Raw genomic sequence first — 18343 nt, 5'->3', positions numbered from 1 at the left:
GCGCTCGGCTTGTTAAATGCCCGTCGCCATAGTGATGTGACGGGCTAAAAATGCATTCTATCAGTCGGTTGTCCTTATTACAGCAGACCGGCTTCAGTCATTAACTCAACCACTTTTTTACTGTTGAGTTTAGACGGCTCAACGTTCGGTGCTTGCAGGTCTTTCAGTGGCACCAATTTAGGGTTTGAAGCGGCATCGACACCAACGGCATACTCAAATGCGGTGTTGGTACGCAAGATATCCTGGCCTGATTTGCTGGTGATCCATTTGACGAATTCCTGCGCTTGTTTCTGGTGCTTACTGGATGCCAGAACACCGCCGCCGGAGATACTCACAAATGCGCCAGGGTCTTGATGTTTGAAATAATGCAGTTTGGTTTTACCGCTGTTCTCACCTGTTTTGGCCTGATCGACAAAACGGTAATAGTGATAGATAACTCCGCCATCGATTTGGCCCGCATTCACCGCTTTCATCACGGTGCTATTACCTTTGTAGGCAGTGAAGTTGGTTTTCATGGCTTTTAGCCATTCCAACGTCGCTTTTTCGCCTTTCAACTCCAGCATGGCACTGACAATGGCCTGGAAGTCGGCACCCGATGGTGAGGCAGCCCAACGGCCTTTCCATTCAGGTTTTGCCAAATCCATAATGGATTTAGGTAATTCGGCTTCGCTGATTTTTTCCGGGTTATAGACAAACACGGTGCTACGAGCCGCAATACCGGTCCAGCGACCATGTTCAGGGCGATACTCTTTCGCAACCTGTGCCTGTGTGGCTGCATCCAGTGGTGCGAACAATTTGGCGTTATCGACCAGCACCATTGCCGGCGAGTTTTCAGTCAGGAAAACGTCGGCGGGGGATGAGTTGCCTTCCTGAACCAGTTGATTACCTAACTCGCTGTCGCCGCCATTACGCAGAGTCACTTTGATGCCGGTATCTTTGGTAAAACCGTCAACCCAGGATTTCACCAGATTTTCGTGTTGAGCATTATAAATCACGATACCTTCATCATTTGATGCGGCATTGACGGAGAACGCCAGCATCATTGAGGAAGCCAGTAGGGCGACAGGGCCGAAAGAGGGGAAACGTAACTTCATAAACTGAGATCCTTTTAAAAGCTCAAAGAAGAAAACGAGATTGTCAGGCAACCGCAAAACAGAGCAATTGTATAGAAAGAAATTAACAATGATAGTGAAAATCATTCGCGTTATTTGCTACCAAATGTTTCATTTTCAGCACTATTTTTTGTATGGGTAATTTGGTTCAGAATAAAATCAGTGGACTGCTGCTTACGGTTCGGTAACTTACAGGTTTTGCGCAGTGTCTGTATAATCTCCTCCTCTGGTAGTGTGGGCAGCCAACATCTATATGGATGAGGTGCATCCAGGCAAGAAAATCGCTGATTTGTCCGAACCTGATAAGAGAATTATTAGTGCGATTAGTACCTTAACTGCCGGTATCCTGGGTGGCTTAAGTACTGATAGCAGCACCGGCCTTCTCATCGGCGCGCAGGCTGGGAAGAATGCGGTGGAGAATAATGTGCTGAGCTTCGGTTCTGGCATGGACAGTATCGGTGCGGCTTATGCATCGTGGAATCAGTACGCCGTGGACCACAATCTGACGCCAGAGGAAAAGCAGGTTGGACTGGATAAGATCGCGAAAGGTGATTTGCCGGAAGGGGCGAACATAACCAAAGCGATAGTAGAAGGTTATCAGAATGGGGTTACGATAGCGGGGGCGTGGTATTTGGGGCCTGCGGCATCGTTAGGTAAAGTCATAGGTGGTGGAGTTATTGCGGAAATTGCCAACGGAAGTTATCAGTGGTTTGATCTGAGCCAGCCGGATAATGGAAACAAAGCCTGGGATTACAAGAGCAGCGTCAGTTCCGGGATCTCGGGAATGCTTGCACCGGGGAGAACTGTCTGGCAGAACGTCGGAATAGCTGCGGGTAGTGCATTCTTTACTGATGGACCGAATACTGGTTCTATTGGCGGGGCTGCTATAGGCACTTGGGCTGGAGGAATGTTCGGGGAATATGCTCCTGGTATTGTAAATTCATTAACAGGTAAAGAAATCCCAGGATTTATTTATGATTATTGGGGAAGTGTTGCCTCAGAGTTTTCATCTGGATTTATTAAAGACCTTAATAAGCCAAAAGATGCTTCTGAGGAGAAAAAATAATGAAACAGCTATATGCTTATGCAGTATTATTTCTTTATAGTTGTTTATCTTCTACGCTTATGCTGTTGCTTTTAGGCGGAGTGATTGCGACTTTTTACTATTTGAAAGGTGATGGTTTTTATTTTCCACTAAATCAAGTAAGAAGGGCTATAATTTTCGGTTGTATAGCTGGCTCTGCAATCACACTGGCTACAACAGTCTTTAATTTAATAGATAAATTTAACTCCCGTAAAAAGCCTCCTTCAGATCCTGAGTGAGATTTACAATAATCTCAGCCCATGCGGTTGGGGTTGTCGTGGAGAATAACTATCTGAGTGCAGATAAAGGACTCGCTTTCGATAAAGAATTGTCGGGTTGCCGTAAGTCGGGCGGTGACTGTCAATCGATTATCGCTAAATGGAGGCAGGTTAGTGATAAACAAAGTGCGGAAACTGACCAGAAGCTGAAAGACAACTCACTGGAAGCCCAAGTGATAGATAAGGAAATCACTCAGGGCGGTTCCGATATGTCTGAACGTCCAGGCTGGACGAAGTTTGTGGTATTTGTGTCTGACCCAGAAAATCAGACCATGCTTGCTTCTGGTGGACTATTGGTTAAAGATTTGGCCAAAGCTGCAATTTCATTTATGAGCTGCAATACGTCGACCGCGACAGTAAAAGCTTCTGAAGTGGGTATGCAATGGGGACAGGGCAACATGAAGCAGGGAATGCCATAGGAGGATTATGTAGGCAAATCATTACCAGCCGATGCCCGTTTACCGCAGAACTTTAAAACCTTTGATTACTATGATGGTGCAACTAAAACAGCGGCAATTGAAGATGTTATTCTTTATGTAGACAATTCCCCGACTGAAATCGGTGCCGGATTACGGTTCGTACTCGGTCGTTGTAAATTTTCACCTAGGCCAATAATCATCCGAAGATGATTTATAAATGCATCGGACCTAACTTTATTGTTCGAATTTTCCTGTTTGTTCGTGGCAGACAATGACTTAACATAGCTATCACTTTTTTGTATGGTTTATGGGTATTCGATGCGCTACCTGGCTATTATTGTTCCCTTACTTACGTTGCTCTCTGCCTGTAGTAGCAAACCGACACCTCCTGTTGCTGCCGAGCCCTCGGCGGGCCTGATACAAAGCGGTTTCTTGCTTGAGCCGCAACATGTGGGGCATTTGCAAAACGGTGATTTTGCTTATAACGCCGACACTGCCCGATTTGTTGACAAAATGGTGCGTGAACACGGTTTTGAGCCTCAACAACTGCATGATGTATTGGCCCAAACTAAAAAACTGGATTTTGTTATCCGCCTGATGGATAAACAAGCACCATCGGCAGGCCGCCCTTCCGGCCCTAATGGTGCGTGGAACCGCTATCGCAAACAGTTTATTACCCCTGATAATGTGCAAAACGGTGTTAACTTCTGGAATCAGCATCAAGAGGCGTTGCAACGTGCCTATGAGGTTTACGGCGTGCCACCGGAGATTATCGTCGGAATCATTGGGGTTGAGACTCGCTGGGGCCGGGTGATGGGGAAAACGCGCATCATTGATGCCCTGGCAACACTCTCCTTTGCCTATCCACGCCGTGCTGAGTACTTTTCTGGCGAGCTGGAAACCTTCCTGTTGATGGCGCGTGCGGAGGGTAATGATCCGCTCAGCTTGCGGGGGTCTTATGCGGGCGCGATGGGGTACGGCCAATTTATGCCATCGTCATTCAAAAGCTATGCTGTTGATTTTAATGGTAACGGCCACATCAATTTATGGGACCCGGAGGATGCCATCGGCAGTGTCGCTAACTACTTCAAATCCCATGGCTGGACCAAAGGTGCGATGGTCGCGGTGCCCGCTAATGGGCAAGCGCCGTACCTTGATAATGGCTTTAAGACGAAATACCCTATCTCGACGTTATCTGCCGCAGGGCTAAGCCCGTCTGGTTCGCTAGAGGGTTATCAAGAGGCCAGCTTACTGCGTCTGGATGTTGGCACCGGTTATCAATATTGGTATGGGTTACCCAATTTCTACACGATTACCCGCTACAACCACAGCACCCATTACGCGATGGCGGTATGGCAGTTAGGTGAGGCAGTAGGCAGGGCACGATCAATACAGTAAATGATGAGTGATAAGCGTTGCTGACGGTTCGTGCCGTGATGGCAAGCAGTAAAAGGGCCACATGTCACGATGTGGCCCTTTTCTATTAGTGGTTGGTGCTGCTTACAACAGGTGTGAAATATCATCTGGATTAACGGATGGCGGCGATTTACGCCAGCCGCGAGTCAGCCACAGCAAGTAGATAAAGCCTGCCAGCAACCACAATAAGCCGACTTCAAGCGCCCGTTGTTCAAGGTGAACCCACAGCCACACCGACATGACGAATCCCATCATGGGTAATAACCCGTACTTAAACATGGCCGCAGTACCGCGACGTTTCTCATTGATAATAAAATGCTTTATCACACTCAAATTAACAAAGGTGAAGGCGCCGAGGGCACCAAAGCTTATCATCGATACCACTAAGTTCAGGTCAAGGAATAGGGCCAGCAGCGAGATGGTGGCAACGAACAAAATGGCCCGCCACGGTGTGTGGAATTTGCGATGCAGATGGAAGAACACTTTGCGTGGCAGTACACCTTCACGCCCCATGGCATAGAAAATACGCGACACACTGGTCTGCGCGGTCATTGCGGAGGCATAAACGCCGGTCAAATAAGTGGCCATAAAGAAGTTATACATCCACTTCCCACCGACATGCTCGGAGATAATCAGGCTGGCGGTATCCTGATGTGGAATCAACGATTTCCAGTCGGGATAGGCCAAATGGGCAGCATAGGAAACGGCGATAAAAATAGCACCGGCGCTGATCACCGTAAAGAGAATGGCCCGTGGCAGAGTGCGTTTGGCGTCGTGCGCCTCTTCGGCCATGGTCGCGATGGCATCAAAACCGAGGAAGGCCAAACAGAGCACTGCCGCACCAGAGAGTAACCCGGATAGGTCACCGGCATTCACCAGAAGTGGCTTCATTAACGCTTCCGGGCTTAAATCGGCCTGACTGAAAGAGAGCGCAATAAATAATATGATAAAGACCATCTGTGCTGCGATCAGCGAGAAATTAACTGAGGTGAGTAAACGCACGCCCAGAATATTAAGCAGACTGACACTGATGATAGACGCAATAATAAATACCGGAGCAGGGATAGCCGGAAATGCCTCATGCAAGAAAATGCCTAAAACTAAATAATTAAGGATTGGCAGGAACAGATAATCCAAAATTTGCGCCCAACCCACCAGAAAACCGGTTTTCCCGCCAAAACTACGCTGAACATAGGAATAGGCGGAGCCAGACAGCGGCATGGCGCTGGTCATCCGGCAATAACTGAGGGCGGTAAACAGAATGGTGGCAACAGTCACCAGATAGGCAACGGGCAAATGCCCCTGACTTAATACGGTCACCTGTCCATAGGTAGTGAATACGCCTAAAGGCACCATATAGGCAAGCCCGAAAGCGACCAGCGCGGGGGTTTTAAGCACTCTGCGCAACTGAATATTTTGTGGCATTACCGTATCATCTCCTGGTGAGAAAAAGCACCGTTACGCTGCATTTTTATGCAGCTATAGAACATAAAGGAGCGGATTTTGACATAAGGGTCGCTGTAACGCCAATGACTTCCTTCTTAGCCTATGTTGTCGTGCTCAACTCTGCTCCTGACAGAGTTGTCCCCCACATCACCGACGTGCATCAATGATGCGGGGCATTTACTAGGCTTGATAAACCACATTACCGCCGATCAGCGTAGATTCCACCTGTGTCTGGTAAATAGCGTTTGGCGACTGCTCAAACAGGTTATTTTTCAGAATGATAATATCGGCGAACTTCCCTGCTTCCAGTGAACCGATATATTGCTCTTTGGCAATCATATAAGCGGCATCAATAGTGGCAGAACGTAATGTTTCAATCAGCGTCAGGTCACGATCATTATCCAGCCGTGGGCCAGCCGGATGACCGTCGAGATCCCATGCACGACGGGTCATACCCACTTGCAGGTTGTACCATTCATCTAGCCGGTCAATGGGCCAGTCACTGCCATACGCAATACGTGCGCCAGCATCAAGGAAGCGTGCTGCGGGCTCCATATGCTGGAAACGGGCCTCGCCCAACATCTCACGCTCTTCATCAATTAGCACCCCCGGCAAGCCAGCCCACTGGAAGGAAAGCACTGCTGTTGCTCCCAGTTTGGCAAAACGATCATATTGATGGGGGGCAACCAGCTCGTTATGTGCTAATCCTGGGCGGATATCTTTGCCCGGCAAGGCGGCGCGCATCTGTTCCACTGCATCCAGCACCATCTCGATGGCCCCATCACCCACGGTATGAGTGTGTGGATGAAGACCTGCGCGGGCGCACTCCAGAATCACGGCATTGACTACTGGCGCGCTAAAATAGAGGTCGCCATAGCGCTCGGTATCTTGCCAGTCAGGTTGTTGTGCTGAACCCTGGTTGGCACGATACGGCTCCAGTAATGCAGCGGTCATGGTTGGGGGTTGCAATACCCCGTCGATAAACAATTTCAGGTGATCGACGGCGAAACCCGGTGCGGGTGTCCATGCGTGGCTTCCCCATTGACGGGCGAACTCTACCACCTCTTGTACCACGCGAGCGGCGTCCTGTGGGCCTTGCAGGCTATCTGGAGTCACTTCTTTAGCGCCCAGAACCCGTAAGGTTAAGGCATCACGTTCATGCAAACGGTGGAAAGCCAACAACTGTTCGGCAAAAACACGAGTATCCATCACGGTAGTGACACCCTGCGCATTAAGTACTTGCTGCACATGGGCCGCAATTTGCACATTCTTTTCCGCTGTGGCGGAGGGGATACTGTCAAAGGCGCGCATGGCGGGCGCATCTTCCAAAATACCGGTCAATTTACCGTGGGTATCGCGGGCAATTTTGCCATCTGGCGGTACTGGAGTGTATTCATCGATACCCAGCAATTCCAGCGCGCGGCTGTTGGCCGCCAGCGTGTGGCAATCATTGGAAAACAATGCGATTGGACGGCTGGTATTGAGCGAATCCAAGGCCTTTCGGCTCATATCAGCGCCGACGGGTGTCATCGCCTGACGCTGCCAGGCGCGCACGGTCAGCCAGTCATTTTCACCGTTAAAAGGATCGCTATCGAGGTGTTTCTGGATAATATCCAGTGTCTGCTCAACACTTAGCGCAGCATAATTGAGGTTACAACCAATCAGTTGTTTCCCCCCCCAAAACGGGTGCATATGGCTGTCAATCAGGCCGGGCATCATAAACTTACCTGCCAGATCGATAAGTTGAGTTTGCGCGCTAGTGAATTGCTGTTTGATCTCATCACCGCCCGTGGCCAGAATATAACCTTGGCCGATGGCGATGGCACTGCAAACCGTGTTATCAGCATCTGCCGTATAAATTGTGCCATTGTAATAAATACAGTCGGCGACAGGAGTCTGTTTAGTCATATTATGTACTTTATAAAATGCCCTTTCCTCCTTGACGTTAGCTGCTCCCGGCATGTTTATCACCTGAATTGCTAACCTCTGTCAGCTCATCGGGATTGGTTGCTGTGCTGCCACGCCAATGACGTTGGGGATTTGAGGAATCAGATAATCATTATAGCCTGTCCTATCAGGGAAAACTCTCCGAGTTAAGTACCGGCCAAGGTGAGAATCTATTAATGGTTTTTCAATAACTCGCTTCTCATCATTGCAGCCAGATGGCGCAAGATTTCTGCTTCTGAAAAACCTAACTCGGTAAACTGGGTTAGACCATCCAGACCGCACACCAGCCCGATCAGCCGCCAGGCAACATCACTGGCATTTATGTCTGAGCGAAATTCATCGTTGGTAATGCCGGTATGGATCACCGCCACGGTAGCCGCATGCCAGTCTGACATCGACGCCGCATAGGCTTCCTTAATAAGTTCATCGCGCTCGGCTAGCATTGAAATTTCATTCCACAACCGGGTTTCTCTTCGGCCGGCTTCATCTTGTGGATAGCCCAACACTTGCTGTATCCGTTCAACGGCAGGTAAGTTTTGACTGTTTAGCGCAAAAGCAGATAACGACTGTTTAACTAAGAGTAGAAAAGCATCTGCTCGTAGTCGTGAGACTGATGTGAAATGGTGATGAACTTGCCCAACAGCCACGCCCGCTTCGCTGGCAACACGACGTACAGTGGTTGCCGCCATCCCTTCACTTATCGCGACACGCATCGCAGCCTGCAAAAGGGTGTCGTGGCGTTCCTCACGGTTCAAATAGGCCAAAGAGACTCCTTATCTGACTTATTAGTGTTTCAGCCATTATGTGATGAATTGGACGCTAGTTCAACTTTCCGCTATTATTGACATATTGAACAGGTGTTCAACATTAATCTATGCCTTATTTGAGCGTTTTGTATGTCTAAAAAGTGGATGATTTTCTACGTTATTATTCTGATGTATCTCCCAGTTTCTATTGATGCAACTGTATTACATGTGGCCGCCCCACGACTGGGTATTGCGCTGTCAGCCACGGGCAGTGAATTGCTGTGGATTATTGATATTTACTCACTGGTTATGGCCTGTTTGCTGCTGCCAATGGGGGCGCTGGGGGATCGCATCGGTTTCAAACGCTTGGCGTTGTTGGGGTCGGTACTGTTCGGGCTTGCCTCACTGGCGGCGGCTCTTGCACCATCGGTTGCCGCGCTCATTGCGGCACGCGCTTTTTTGGCGATAGGTGCGGCGATGATCCTGCCGGCAACCTTATCGGCGGTGCGCCATATCTTTACCGATGAACGAGAAAGGGCATTGGCGCTGGGGATATGGGTTGCCATCGGAACGACGGGTGCCGCGATGGGGCCACTAGTTGGTGGATTATTGATGGAATATTTCTACTGGGGTTCAGTCTTCCTGATCAATATCCCTATTATTATTGCAGTGGTTATTGCCACGCTGCTGGTTATACCGAGCCTGCCAGTGCGGGTGGAACAGTCATGGAAATTGGCTCCGGCACTGGTATTGATTACTGCGATCCTATTGCTGGTCTATGCGGCCAAAACCGGGCTGCGCGGCGGGGGAGATATGAGGGTAACTTTCCTAACCGCGTTTATCGGGGGCGCGATGCTGTTTGCTTTTGTTCGTCACCAGTTATCAACGACAGCTCCAATGATTGATTTTCGCCTGATAAGCCAGCGGGTGATCGCTGTTGGTATGGCAATGGCCATGACGGCAATGATAACGCTGGTTGGTTTTGAACTGCTGCTGACACAGGAATTGCAGTTTGTGTTAGGTAAAAGCCCACTCGAAGCGGGTATTTTTCTAATGCCATTGATGATTGCCAGTGGTGTTAGCGGGCCGATATCCGGTTGGCTGGTGGCTAAATTGGGGTTACGTACCGTTGCAAGCGCGGGTATTGCATTTAGCTCATTGAGTTTTCTCGGCCTGGCCTGGACCGATTTTGCCACGCAAGTTTATCTGGCATGGGGATGGATGATAGTGCTGGGGTTCAGTATTGAAGCCTCGTTATTAGCTTCTACCGCGGCGATTATGAGTGCGGCTCCCCCGGAAAAAGCCGGTGCGGCAGGGGCGGTTGAGGGTATGGCTTATGAGCTGGGGGCGGGATTTGGGGTGGCAATATTTGGTTTGATGTTATCGCGGGCCTATACCGCGTCTATTGAATTACCAGCAGATTTACCCGCTGATCTGGTTGAGCAGGCAAGTGCTTCTATCAGTGAAACTATTCAGGTGGTCAATAGCCTTGGTGGGAACGAGCATCTACTGACCAGCGCCAAACTTGCCTTTTCTGCCTCGCATAGTTTGGTATTAGGTACTGCCAGCGCACTGTTAATTCTGCTGGCGGTGGTGGTGTGGTTTACCCTGCCGGGGAAGAAAATACGGCAATTGGGCAAACAGAGTGCCACACCTCACTGATTAGCGGGTGGTTAACACTTCATTAATTAAACAGTCATTACTCTTACTTAACTGTGTGATATACCTATTTAGGGTTTGAAACATTAGGGTTTGAAATAGGTAAGGTCTGAGCAATGACTGAGCAAACGTCCTCCGTACAACTTGATCTCGATAGCGCGGCTCAGCCTCCCATAGTGTATATCAGGGGGGATTGGGTACTGGCGCATTACCGCTTTTTGGAACCCCAAGTGGCGCAGTTGCGCGTTAATATGCCCAGTGGCGTGGTATTTGACCTCAACCAACTCGGGGCGTTAGATACCGCCGGTGCAACGTTGCTAGCTCTGCTTCTGGGTGAGGATCGTGTGGCAAATTTACGCGAACTTGCGCCTAAATTGCCAGAAGAACGGCGAACCTTACTTGAAACGGTAAGCCATGTATTGCCTGACTTAGCCCCTGAGCCGTCAGAAAAACCCGCACGATTTTGGCTGGAGATGCTGGCTAACACCGGCCGTTCGGTCGATAACTTATGGCAAGATATTAAGTCACTATTGGGCTTTATTGGTCTGACGCTGGAAACCTTGCTGGGGACACTCTTTCGCCCCTCACGCTGGCGCATTACCTCATTAATTGCCAATATTCAACAGATTGGCCTCAATGCTGTACCGATCATTATGTTGCTCACCTTTTTGGTGGGGGCAGTTATCGCTTTTCTCGGTGCCACCGTACTCACTACCTTCGGCGCGGGCATTTTTACCGTCGATTTGGTGGTATTTTCTTTTCTGCGTGAATTTGCGGTACTGCTTACCGCGATCCTGATGGCAGGGCGGACAGCCAGTGCTTTTACCGCTGAAATTGGCTTGATGAAAGCTAATGAAGAGATTGATGCTATCCAGACGCTGGGCTTGAATCCGGTCGAATTGCTGGTGTTACCGCGCGTCTTGGCACTATTGATTTCTCTGCCGATGCTGACATTTATTGGTATGGTTTGTGGTATTTTTGGTGGCATGGTGGTGTGCGCCTTAACACTGGATATCTCTCCAACCATGTTTTTGTCGATTATGCAAAACAGTAATGGGTTGCAGCATTTTCTGGTGGGTATAAGCAAAGCCCCTATTTTTGCTTTCCTGATTGCCATTATTGGCTGTCTGGAGGGGTTCAAAGTGACGGGTAGCGCTGAATCTGTCGGGGTCCATACCACCACCAGTGTGGTGCATTCGATCTTTGTGGTGATTTTGCTTGATGCCGTGGCAGCACTATTTTTCATGGAAATGGGGTGGTGAGCCAAATGACGCAAGATGCAATTATTCAAATTCGCTCTCTGGTTAACTGCTTTGGCGCACAGTGCGTGCATCAAGGGTTAAATCTTGATGTTAAGCGCGGCGAGGTTTTGGGCGTGGTTGGCGGCTCGGGTACCGGTAAATCGGTTCTGTTACGCAGTATTGTTGGGCTACGTCGTCCGACTGACGGGCAAATTCATGTTTTTGGTGAAGATTTAATGACTCTGTCAGGTCAATCCCGCTCCATGGTCGAGCGCCGATTTGGCGTATTATTTCAACGAGGCGCACTGTTCAGCTCTCTAACCGTGACCGAGAACGTGGCGTTGCCATTAATAGAAAACGCCGGGTTACCCCGGGCTGAGGCTGAGCGTCTGGCTCAGGTTAAACTGGCACTGGCCGGGTTACCGCCGGGCACTGGCAGCAAGTATCCGGCATCACTGTCGGGTGGTATGGTCAAACGTGTTGCGTTAGCCCGTGCCTTGGCGCTGGACCCAGATATTCTGTTTCTTGATGAACCGACAGCGGGCCTTGATCCCATCGGTGCGGCGGCGTTCGACAGCTTGATCCGCACTCTGCGGGATGCCCTCAATCTGACGGTATTTTTGGTAACTCACGATCTGGATACGCTGTATACGTTGTGTGATCGTGTGGCGGTGCTTTCGCAGAAAAAAGTGCTGGTGGTTGATACTCTGGATAAAGTTGCGGCGACTGATGATGCCTGGATTCAGGCGTATTTTCATGGCCCACGAGGCCGGGCTGCTTATCAGGCAGCGGCAATTAACAGTGGAGAGAGGTGGTAATATGGAAACCCGTGCTCATCATGTTGTTATTGGATTGTTCACTCTTATTGTGGTGAGTGCCGCGCTGCTGTTTTGCCTATGGCTGACAAATTCCGGTTCTGACCGCCAGTTCAGATTGTACGATATCGTTTTCAATGAACCGGTGAGTGGCCTGTCACAGGGCAGCACCGTTCAGTACAGCGGGATTCGAGTCGGTGAGGTGACACAATTGCGGTTGGACCGAGAGAATCCTAATAAGGTTTGGGCACGTATCCGCGTCTCTGCATCTACTCCGATACGCGAGGATACTCAAGCCCGGCTGACAGTTGCGGGTATTACCGGCACTTCAAATATTCAATTCAGCAGTGGCAGCCAAGACAGCCCGCTGTTGGAAGGCAAAGATGGCGATGTTCCTATCATTATTGCCACCCCTTCGCCGATGAGTCAGCTACTGGCTAACGGTGAGAATTTCATGACCAATGCTAATGAAGTGTTGGTGCGCTTGAACCAGTTGCTGGCACCGGATAACCAGCAGCGCCTGATAACGACACTGGATAATCTCGCGCTGGTCACTCAAACCGTGGCTGATCAACGTGGTGATCTTCGTACCCTGTTGCAGCAGTTGGCGCAGGCCAGTAAACAGGCTAATGAGACACTGGCCCAAACTAATCGCCTGCTGCGTAATGCTAACGGCTTAATGGATGGGCAGGGGAAACAACTGGTCAGTGATGCCGCCAAGACCATGGCATCGTTGCAAAATACCAGTACCATCCTCAATAAATTGGTGAGTGAAAATAAAACCTCACTCAATAACGGGATGCAAGGGATGAATGAGCTGGGGCCGGCTGTGGATGAGCTGCGCAGAACATTAGCGACATTACGTGCCGCCGTTTCTCGTTTGGAAGAAAACCCAGCGGCCTTGTTGCGCGGCCGTGAAAGAACACAGGAGTTTACGCCTTAATGCTCTCTCTTAATCTAATGCGCTATGCAGGCCGCCGTGTGTGGCTATTGATGATATCCGGCGGGGCGATACTGCTCTCTGCCTGTACCATTTTACCCTCGGCCCCCGTATCACAAGTTTATCTTCTGCCGGTGCCACCAGCAGTGAGTGCGCCGCGCACGCAGACAGTAAACTGGTCATTACGGGTTTCACAACCGGCGACGAACCAGTTTCTTAATAGCTCACGCATAGCGGTGCAGCCTCAGGGCCAGGAGATTGCAGTTTATAAAAACTCTCGTTGGAGTGATTCAGCACCGATTCTGGTGCGCAATCGTCTTATTCAGGCGTTCCGTAGTGATGGCCGAATCCGCGCAGTCAGTAGCGATGATGACAGCCTACAGGCTGATGTGGAGTTGAGTGGTGATTTGTCTGCGTTCCAAGGGGTATATCATGTTGGTAGCAGCGAAGTGCTGATCCGCTTTGATGCCCGGCTGGTAAGAATTTCGGACCGTAGGATTATTGCGACCCGCCAGTTTGAAATTCGCCAACCGATAACAGGTAGCGAGATGAATGAGGTGATTCAGGCCTTTGGCCTGGCCAGTGACCAGTTAGCCACCCAAGTGCTCAACTGGACCATGCAGCAGTCTTCTCAGTAGCACGGGTTATCAAACCAGGACAGGCTGAAGCGAGTATATCGCGATAGCTTAGATTTTATTTCAGGCGAGTTGGCAGTAGCTAACTCGCCTTTTTTAATCGGCAGTTTACGGGTTCAGAGAAAGAATCTCGCCCAAGGGGGAAAATATTCTCTTTATTGTTTTGTGACTAGTATCTCATTGGGTGTAGTGCTTATGGTAAATAAATTATTTAACTTGTTGTATTGTATAAGTTTTTAATTAAATTGATCTGTGTTTTAATTTTTCATTAAAGAGAATAATATTCTCCAGCTATTAAAAACAACAGGAAAATATGAAAAGTATTTCTCCCGTTAAAACCATAAGATAAAAATAAATAAAATTACTGATTAATTATTTCAAATGCAAAAAATTACGCATCAACAGTTGCTCGATTGGTTGAAAAAAGAAGTAAAACTTTCATTAGGTTGTACTGAACCTATTGCTATTGCGTATGCTGCTGCGGTGGCTGCCAAATATCTCAACGCACCGATATTAAAAATAACGGGGGAGATATCGGAGAATCTGTATAAAAATGCGATGGGGGTCACTATCCCAGGAACAACCTATTGCGGAGTGACTCTTGCTGCGGCGATAGGGGCTATTGGCGGTAACGCGGATGCCGATTTAGAAGTATTGAAAGACATTACTGCGGCACAAATTACCCAAGCTTATATGTTCAATGAATCAGGTAAAGTGTGTTTAAACGCAGTAGATGCTGCGGACTTTATTTTTATTGATATTACGTTATATAGCCTTGATGATCACTGCCGGGTTGTGATTCAAGGTGGCCATACCAATGTCACGCAAGTATATATTAATAATATAAAACGAATATTAGCCCGAGACTTAATCACCGACAATGAAAATGGCGCACTACCCGAATTTTCACTTAACGACGCATTTAAATTTGTGACCGATGTTGGCGCTAAAGATATTATGTTTATGCTGAAAAGTGCTGAGATTAATACTGCGCTTTCTGATGAGGGGCAAAGGAAGAGCTATGGTTTGAACGTGAGTGGGGCGTTGTCGCAGGCCAGGAAAAACGGCTTTATCAGCACTGACTTACTGAGCCAAATGTTGATCAACACCACTGCGGCGTCAGATGCCCGTATGGGAGGCGCACCCTTACCCGCGATGTCAAATTATGGCTCAGGTAATCAAGGGATTACCGTGACAATGCCGGTAGTGACACTTGCCAGACATCTAAAGACCGATGATGAAACCCTGGCCAGGGCATTAGCATTGGCTCATTTGGCTGCAATTTCAATTCATATGCGTTATACCCGATTGTCTGCATTGTGTGCGGCTTCAACGGCAGCAATGGGCGCAGCGGCAGGTATGAGTTGGTTATTGACCCAGGATTTTCAGACTATCTCCTACGCGGTCAGTAATATGATCAGTGATATCAGTGGGATTATTTGTGATGGTGCATCAAATAGTTGTGCGATGAAAGTGTCTACTGCCACCGCCTGCGCATTTAAGTCGGTGTTGATGGCGCAACAAAATAGCGTTGCAGGGGAGCGTGATGGCATTGTTTCTTGTAATGTTGAAGGTTCTATCAACAATTTATGTAAATTAGTGTTATCGCCGATGAGGCAAACAGATAAAGAAATTATCAGTATAATGACACGTAAATAAATATTACGGTTTAACTGCGTGGCCTAACGTCATTATTAATAATGATCGGCGGGTTATCGTAAAAATTTAAAGGGACAAATAATGAATAAGTCAAAATCGATCGCGACTCTGGTTATCCATGCCGGAGATCAAGTTGACCGGGGCAATAATGCTATTTTTCCACCAATTACGACTGCCAGTTCTTTCATTCAACCCAATTTAGGCGAAGAAGGGGAGTTTTGTTATTCCCGTTGCAGTAACCCGACAAGATATGCGTATGAAACCGCCTTGGCTGAGTTAGAAGGTGGTATCTATGCTACGGCGACCGCTTCCGGTATGGCAGCAACTGCACTTATATTGGAGTTGCTACCTAAAGATTCCCATGTATTAGTAATGAAAGGGGTCTATGGCGGTACTTATCGGTTGTTTGAACGTCTGCGTAAACACACTTCAGGTACCACATTCAGTTATGTCGATCTTAACGATCTGGCGTCAGTAAATAGCCATATTCAGGAGAATACAGCTTTAATCTGGATTGAAACGCCCACTAACCCACTGTTGGAATTAGTTGATATTGAAGCGGTATGCCAGGTTGCCAAAAGCAGGGGCATAATGAGCTGCGTGGATAATACCTTTGCCAGTGCCTGGAACCAACGGCCGCTCACTTTAGGTGCTGATATCGTTATGCTCTCTACCAGTAAATATATTGGTGGGCATTCAGATTTAATTGGCGGTGCAGTTATTACCAATGTGCAGAATATTGCCGACCAACTGGATTTTTGTAAAACCACCGTTGGGGCTATTGCTTCGCCGTTTGATGCCTATTTGGCATTGCGCGGCATGAAAACACTTGATGTTCGTATGGAACGTCAATGCAGTAATGCTTTAAAAATCGCGCAGTTTTTAGCACAACATTCTAAGGTACTAGATGTCCATTACCCTGGTCTGGAATCACATCCTCAATATCAATTGTGTAAAAAACAGATGCGTTCTGGCGGGGCGGTAGTCAGTATCCGATTAAAAGGCGATATAACAGCGGTGAAAACCTTTATTGCCAAGCTAAATTATTTTGTTTTAGCCGAATCACTGGGGGGCGTTGAAAGTATGGTTAACCATTCTGCTTCAATGTCGCATGGTTCTATGTCTCAAAACGAGAGGGAAAATATAGGCATATACGATACAACACTACGGCTTTCAATCGGTATCGAAGATATTAATGATTTAATAGCAGACGCAGAGCAAGCCCTTTCCTTTATACAATAATTAATAGGGTAGTCATATGCATGATTATGGCGTGTGGACAATTATAACTCCACTAGTAACTATTTGTTTGGCGATTTTTACTCGGCAGGTAATATTGTCGTTATTAATGGGGATAGTTGTTGGATTTACGGTTATTAACGATCACAATCTACTTCAGGGGATCAGTGGCACTTTAAATGGAATTATTGATACATTCTCTTCTCCAGGTAATACTCGTACCGTTATTTTTATGGTGATGATTGGCGGGATCATGCGCTTAATTGTCGTGACCGGGGGCGTTCGAAGTTTAGTTCGCGCCTTAACAGAAAAAACTCAGTTTGTTACTAATAAAAAAGCAGTGCAGTTGTTGGCGATGGTGATTACGTCAATTATTTTCATTGAAAGTTCGATCAACCAACTTATTGCCGGTGCATCGACCAAAGATCTGGCAAAAAGATACGGTCTATCACCAGAGAAAATGTCTTATATTGTCCAAACCTCCTGTGTATCAGTCTGTTCTTCAGCAATGATAAATGGCTGGGGTGCGGCAATGATGGGGGTCATCGGTGTTCAGATCGCCAAAGGGTACATCGATGGACAGCCTTTTGAGATTCTGGCCAGATCGATGGTGTGGAATCTGATGGCATGGTTCTCGTTGGCGTCCGTACTGTTCTATATTTTCTCTGGGGCATCCTGGGGGCCGATGAAGAAGGCTGAAGCGAATTACATCAGCAAACAGGATCTGCACGTTGAGAAAGAAAAAGATGAAGTCATTGATCATCCGGCGTGTAATTCATTACTAAACTTCCTTATCCCTATTCTGTCGACTGTTATTGCTGTGCCGGTTGCACTTTATGTCACTGGCGATGGCGATTTCACTAAAGGTAGCGGCTCTATGTCGGTATATAGCGCCGTGATGTTTGGGACAACGGTTTCTTTTGTTTGGTTCTGTGGGCGACGGATCCTGAATATAGAATCCTTCTTTAAAGAGTTGTATATCGGTTACGCCAGTATGGTGAAAATTAGCTCAATTATGGTATTGGCATTTTTGATGGGGAATGTCTCTGCTGATCTCAATACCGGGCAATATATTGCTACTATCACCTCCGGTGTTATTTCTCCTGGATTCTCAATTGGCTTTATTTTTATTATCAGTGCAATTATGTCGCTAGCGACGGGGACGTCATGGGGCACGTTTGCCATTATGATCCCCATCGGTGTTCAGCTTGGGGTCTCTTTGGGGATGCCCGTGGAATATATGATTGGTGCGGCCATTGCAGGTTCTATTTTTGGTGACATGACATCGCCTATCTCTGGTGATGCCATTGTGGCGTCTATGGCGACGGATTGTGACCATATTGAGCATATTCGAACACAAATGCCCTATGCCATTGCAACTGCAAGTATTGTGTTGGCAATCTATCTCTATCTCGGTTTTACGGTATAACCTGATGGCCTTCTATCTTACTGTTAGATAAGAATGGTCAATGGATACCCCTCCAAATAATGCCATTATAAATATTTGTAATGGCATTATTTCTGCTTTTAACTCCTGCTATTTCCCGCTGGAAATGCTTAATTTAATGAATTCATCGCTTTTATTTCTGCTGTATTTACCTGCTTGCTTACTGTGCTTATGTCAGGTTAAGTAAAGTCCAACAATTAAACTGACCGAGTAATTATCGACTCCCGCAAAATAACTGACGGCGGTTGGAAAAATATATC

General features: G+C 47.8%; 16 protein-coding genes and 1 pseudogene. 13 read left to right on the top strand and 4 right to left on the bottom strand.

Features of this window, described 5'->3' with window-relative positions:
• Positions 1-77: 77 nt before the first annotated feature.
• Complete coding sequence (locus Q2T71_RS14495) at positions 78-1094, bottom strand: iron ABC transporter substrate-binding protein (RefSeq protein ID WP_372559549.1); 1017 nt, start codon at positions 1092-1094, stop codon at positions 78-80.
• Between the two features lie 271 nt (positions 1095-1365).
• Here Q2T71_RS14495 and Q2T71_RS14490 point away from each other — a divergent pair, with 271 nt between their 5' ends.
• From Q2T71_RS14490 to mltB, 5 genes and pseudogenes are all read left to right on the top strand, one after another.
• Positions 1366-2178: a VENN motif pre-toxin domain-containing protein gene (locus tag Q2T71_RS14490; RefSeq protein WP_372559548.1), complete on the top strand. Its 813-nt coding sequence runs from the start codon at positions 1366-1368 to the stop codon at positions 2176-2178.
• Entirely contained in the window at positions 2178-2435 is a 258-nt protein-coding gene (locus Q2T71_RS14485; protein WP_050084865.1) for a hypothetical protein, read from the top strand. Before Q2T71_RS14490 ends, Q2T71_RS14485 begins: the two co-directional genes overlap by 1 nt.
• A gap of 38 nt (positions 2436-2473) precedes the next feature.
• On the top strand, positions 2474-2893 hold the full coding sequence (locus Q2T71_RS14480; protein WP_372559547.1) for a hypothetical protein: 420 nt from the start codon (positions 2474-2476) through the stop codon (positions 2891-2893).
• 12 nt (positions 2894-2905) lie between these two features.
• A pseudogene (locus Q2T71_RS14475) lies at positions 2906-3103 on the top strand (hypothetical protein); the annotation flags it as partial.
• A gap of 108 nt (positions 3104-3211) precedes the next feature.
• Positions 3212-4291 (top strand): lytic murein transglycosylase B, encoded by a 1080-nt coding sequence (mltB, locus tag Q2T71_RS14470; protein ID WP_372559546.1) that lies wholly within the window; start codon positions 3212-3214, stop codon positions 4289-4291.
• Between the two features lie 102 nt (positions 4292-4393).
• Here mltB and Q2T71_RS14465 read toward each other — a convergent pair whose 3' ends face one another.
• The 3 genes from Q2T71_RS14465 to Q2T71_RS14455 all read right to left on the bottom strand — a co-directional run bounded on the left by Q2T71_RS14465 (position 4394) and on the right by Q2T71_RS14455 (position 8466).
• Entirely contained in the window at positions 4394-5734 is a 1341-nt protein-coding gene (locus tag Q2T71_RS14465) for an APC family permease (protein WP_372559545.1), read from the bottom strand.
• Positions 5735-5935: 201 nt separating this feature from the next.
• Complete coding sequence (locus Q2T71_RS14460) at positions 5936-7663, bottom strand: amidohydrolase (RefSeq protein WP_372559544.1); 1728 nt, start codon at positions 7661-7663, stop codon at positions 5936-5938.
• 212 nt (positions 7664-7875) lie between these two features.
• The gene (locus tag Q2T71_RS14455; protein WP_372559543.1) at positions 7876-8466 is read right to left on the bottom strand and encodes a TetR family transcriptional regulator; all 591 of its coding nucleotides are present in this window, start codon (positions 8464-8466) and stop codon (positions 7876-7878) included.
• A 132-nt stretch (positions 8467-8598) separates the two neighbouring features.
• On the opposite strand from Q2T71_RS14455, the gene Q2T71_RS14450 reads away from it, so the two are divergent.
• From Q2T71_RS14450 to Q2T71_RS14415, 8 genes are all read left to right on the top strand, one after another.
• Positions 8599-10110 carry a SmvA family efflux MFS transporter gene (locus tag Q2T71_RS14450; protein WP_372559542.1) on the top strand — a complete coding sequence of 504 codons (1512 nt, stop codon included), beginning with the start codon at positions 8599-8601 and terminating at the stop codon, positions 10108-10110.
• A gap of 113 nt (positions 10111-10223) precedes the next feature.
• On the top strand, positions 10224-11369 hold the full coding sequence (locus Q2T71_RS14445; RefSeq protein ID WP_372559541.1) for an MlaE family ABC transporter permease: 1146 nt from the start codon (positions 10224-10226) through the stop codon (positions 11367-11369).
• A 5-nt stretch (positions 11370-11374) separates the two neighbouring features.
• The gene (locus tag Q2T71_RS14440; protein ID WP_193784620.1) at positions 11375-12166 is read left to right on the top strand and encodes an ABC transporter ATP-binding protein; all 792 of its coding nucleotides are present in this window, start codon (positions 11375-11377) and stop codon (positions 12164-12166) included.
• Position 12167: 1 nt separating this feature from the next.
• The gene (locus Q2T71_RS14435) at positions 12168-13106 is read left to right on the top strand and encodes an MlaD family protein (protein WP_372559540.1); all 939 of its coding nucleotides are present in this window, start codon (positions 12168-12170) and stop codon (positions 13104-13106) included.
• Positions 13106-13741, top strand: coding sequence for an ABC-type transport auxiliary lipoprotein family protein (locus Q2T71_RS14430; RefSeq protein WP_372559539.1), 636 nt, complete (start codon positions 13106-13108; stop codon positions 13739-13741). Before Q2T71_RS14435 ends, Q2T71_RS14430 begins: the two co-directional genes overlap by 1 nt.
• 378 nt (positions 13742-14119) lie before the next feature.
• On the top strand, positions 14120-15397 hold the full coding sequence (locus Q2T71_RS14425) for a serine dehydratase subunit alpha family protein (RefSeq protein WP_372559538.1): 1278 nt from the start codon (positions 14120-14122) through the stop codon (positions 15395-15397).
• Positions 15398-15478: 81 nt separating this feature from the next.
• Positions 15479-16639: a PLP-dependent aspartate aminotransferase family protein gene (locus Q2T71_RS14420; protein WP_372559537.1), complete on the top strand. Its 1161-nt coding sequence runs from the start codon at positions 15479-15481 to the stop codon at positions 16637-16639.
• Positions 16640-16655: 16 nt separating this feature from the next.
• Positions 16656-18065, top strand: coding sequence for a Na+/H+ antiporter NhaC family protein (locus Q2T71_RS14415; protein ID WP_372559536.1), 1410 nt, complete (start codon positions 16656-16658; stop codon positions 18063-18065).
• The last annotated feature ends 278 nt before the right edge of the window (positions 18066-18343 follow it).

It is taken from the genome of Yersinia sp. 1652 StPb PI (genome assembly GCF_041538345.1).
In the GTDB taxonomy this organism is placed as follows: Bacteria; Pseudomonadota; Gammaproteobacteria; order Enterobacterales; family Enterobacteriaceae; genus Yersinia; species Yersinia enterocolitica_E.
The sequence above is the reverse complement of the archived record's forward strand: the minus strand, read 5'-3'. Positions and strand labels throughout refer to the sequence as shown.

What these genes read in the sequence shown, in the direction of transcription:
- Q2T71_RS14495 (WP_372559549.1), bottom strand. Translation starts at nt 1,094, where the DNA reads ATGAAGTTACGTTTCCCCTCTTTCGGCCCTGTCGCCCTACTGGCTTCC.
- Q2T71_RS14490 (WP_372559548.1), top strand. Translation starts at nt 1,366, where the DNA reads ATGGATGAGGTGCATCCAGGCAAGAAAATCGCTGATTTGTCCGAACCT.
- Q2T71_RS14485 (WP_050084865.1), top strand. Translation starts at nt 2,178, where the DNA reads ATGAAACAGCTATATGCTTATGCAGTATTATTTCTTTATAGTTGTTTA.
- mltB (WP_372559546.1), top strand. Translation starts at nt 3,212, where the DNA reads ATGCGCTACCTGGCTATTATTGTTCCCTTACTTACGTTGCTCTCTGCC.
- Q2T71_RS14465 (WP_372559545.1), bottom strand. Translation starts at nt 5,734, where the DNA reads ATGCCACAAAATATTCAGTTGCGCAGAGTGCTTAAAACCCCCGCGCTG.
- Q2T71_RS14460 (WP_372559544.1), bottom strand. Translation starts at nt 7,663, where the DNA reads ATGACTAAACAGACTCCTGTCGCCGACTGTATTTATTACAATGGCACA.
- Q2T71_RS14450 (WP_372559542.1), top strand. Translation starts at nt 8,599, where the DNA reads ATGTCTAAAAAGTGGATGATTTTCTACGTTATTATTCTGATGTATCTC.
- Q2T71_RS14445 (WP_372559541.1), top strand. Translation starts at nt 10,224, where the DNA reads ATGACTGAGCAAACGTCCTCCGTACAACTTGATCTCGATAGCGCGGCT.
- Q2T71_RS14440 (WP_193784620.1), top strand. Translation starts at nt 11,375, where the DNA reads ATGACGCAAGATGCAATTATTCAAATTCGCTCTCTGGTTAACTGCTTT.
- Q2T71_RS14435 (WP_372559540.1), top strand. Translation starts at nt 12,168, where the DNA reads ATGGAAACCCGTGCTCATCATGTTGTTATTGGATTGTTCACTCTTATT.
- Q2T71_RS14430 (WP_372559539.1), top strand. Translation starts at nt 13,106, where the DNA reads ATGCTCTCTCTTAATCTAATGCGCTATGCAGGCCGCCGTGTGTGGCTA.
- Q2T71_RS14425 (WP_372559538.1), top strand. Translation starts at nt 14,120, where the DNA reads ATGCAAAAAATTACGCATCAACAGTTGCTCGATTGGTTGAAAAAAGAA.
- Q2T71_RS14420 (WP_372559537.1), top strand. Translation starts at nt 15,479, where the DNA reads ATGAATAAGTCAAAATCGATCGCGACTCTGGTTATCCATGCCGGAGAT.
- Q2T71_RS14415 (WP_372559536.1), top strand. Translation starts at nt 16,656, where the DNA reads ATGCATGATTATGGCGTGTGGACAATTATAACTCCACTAGTAACTATT.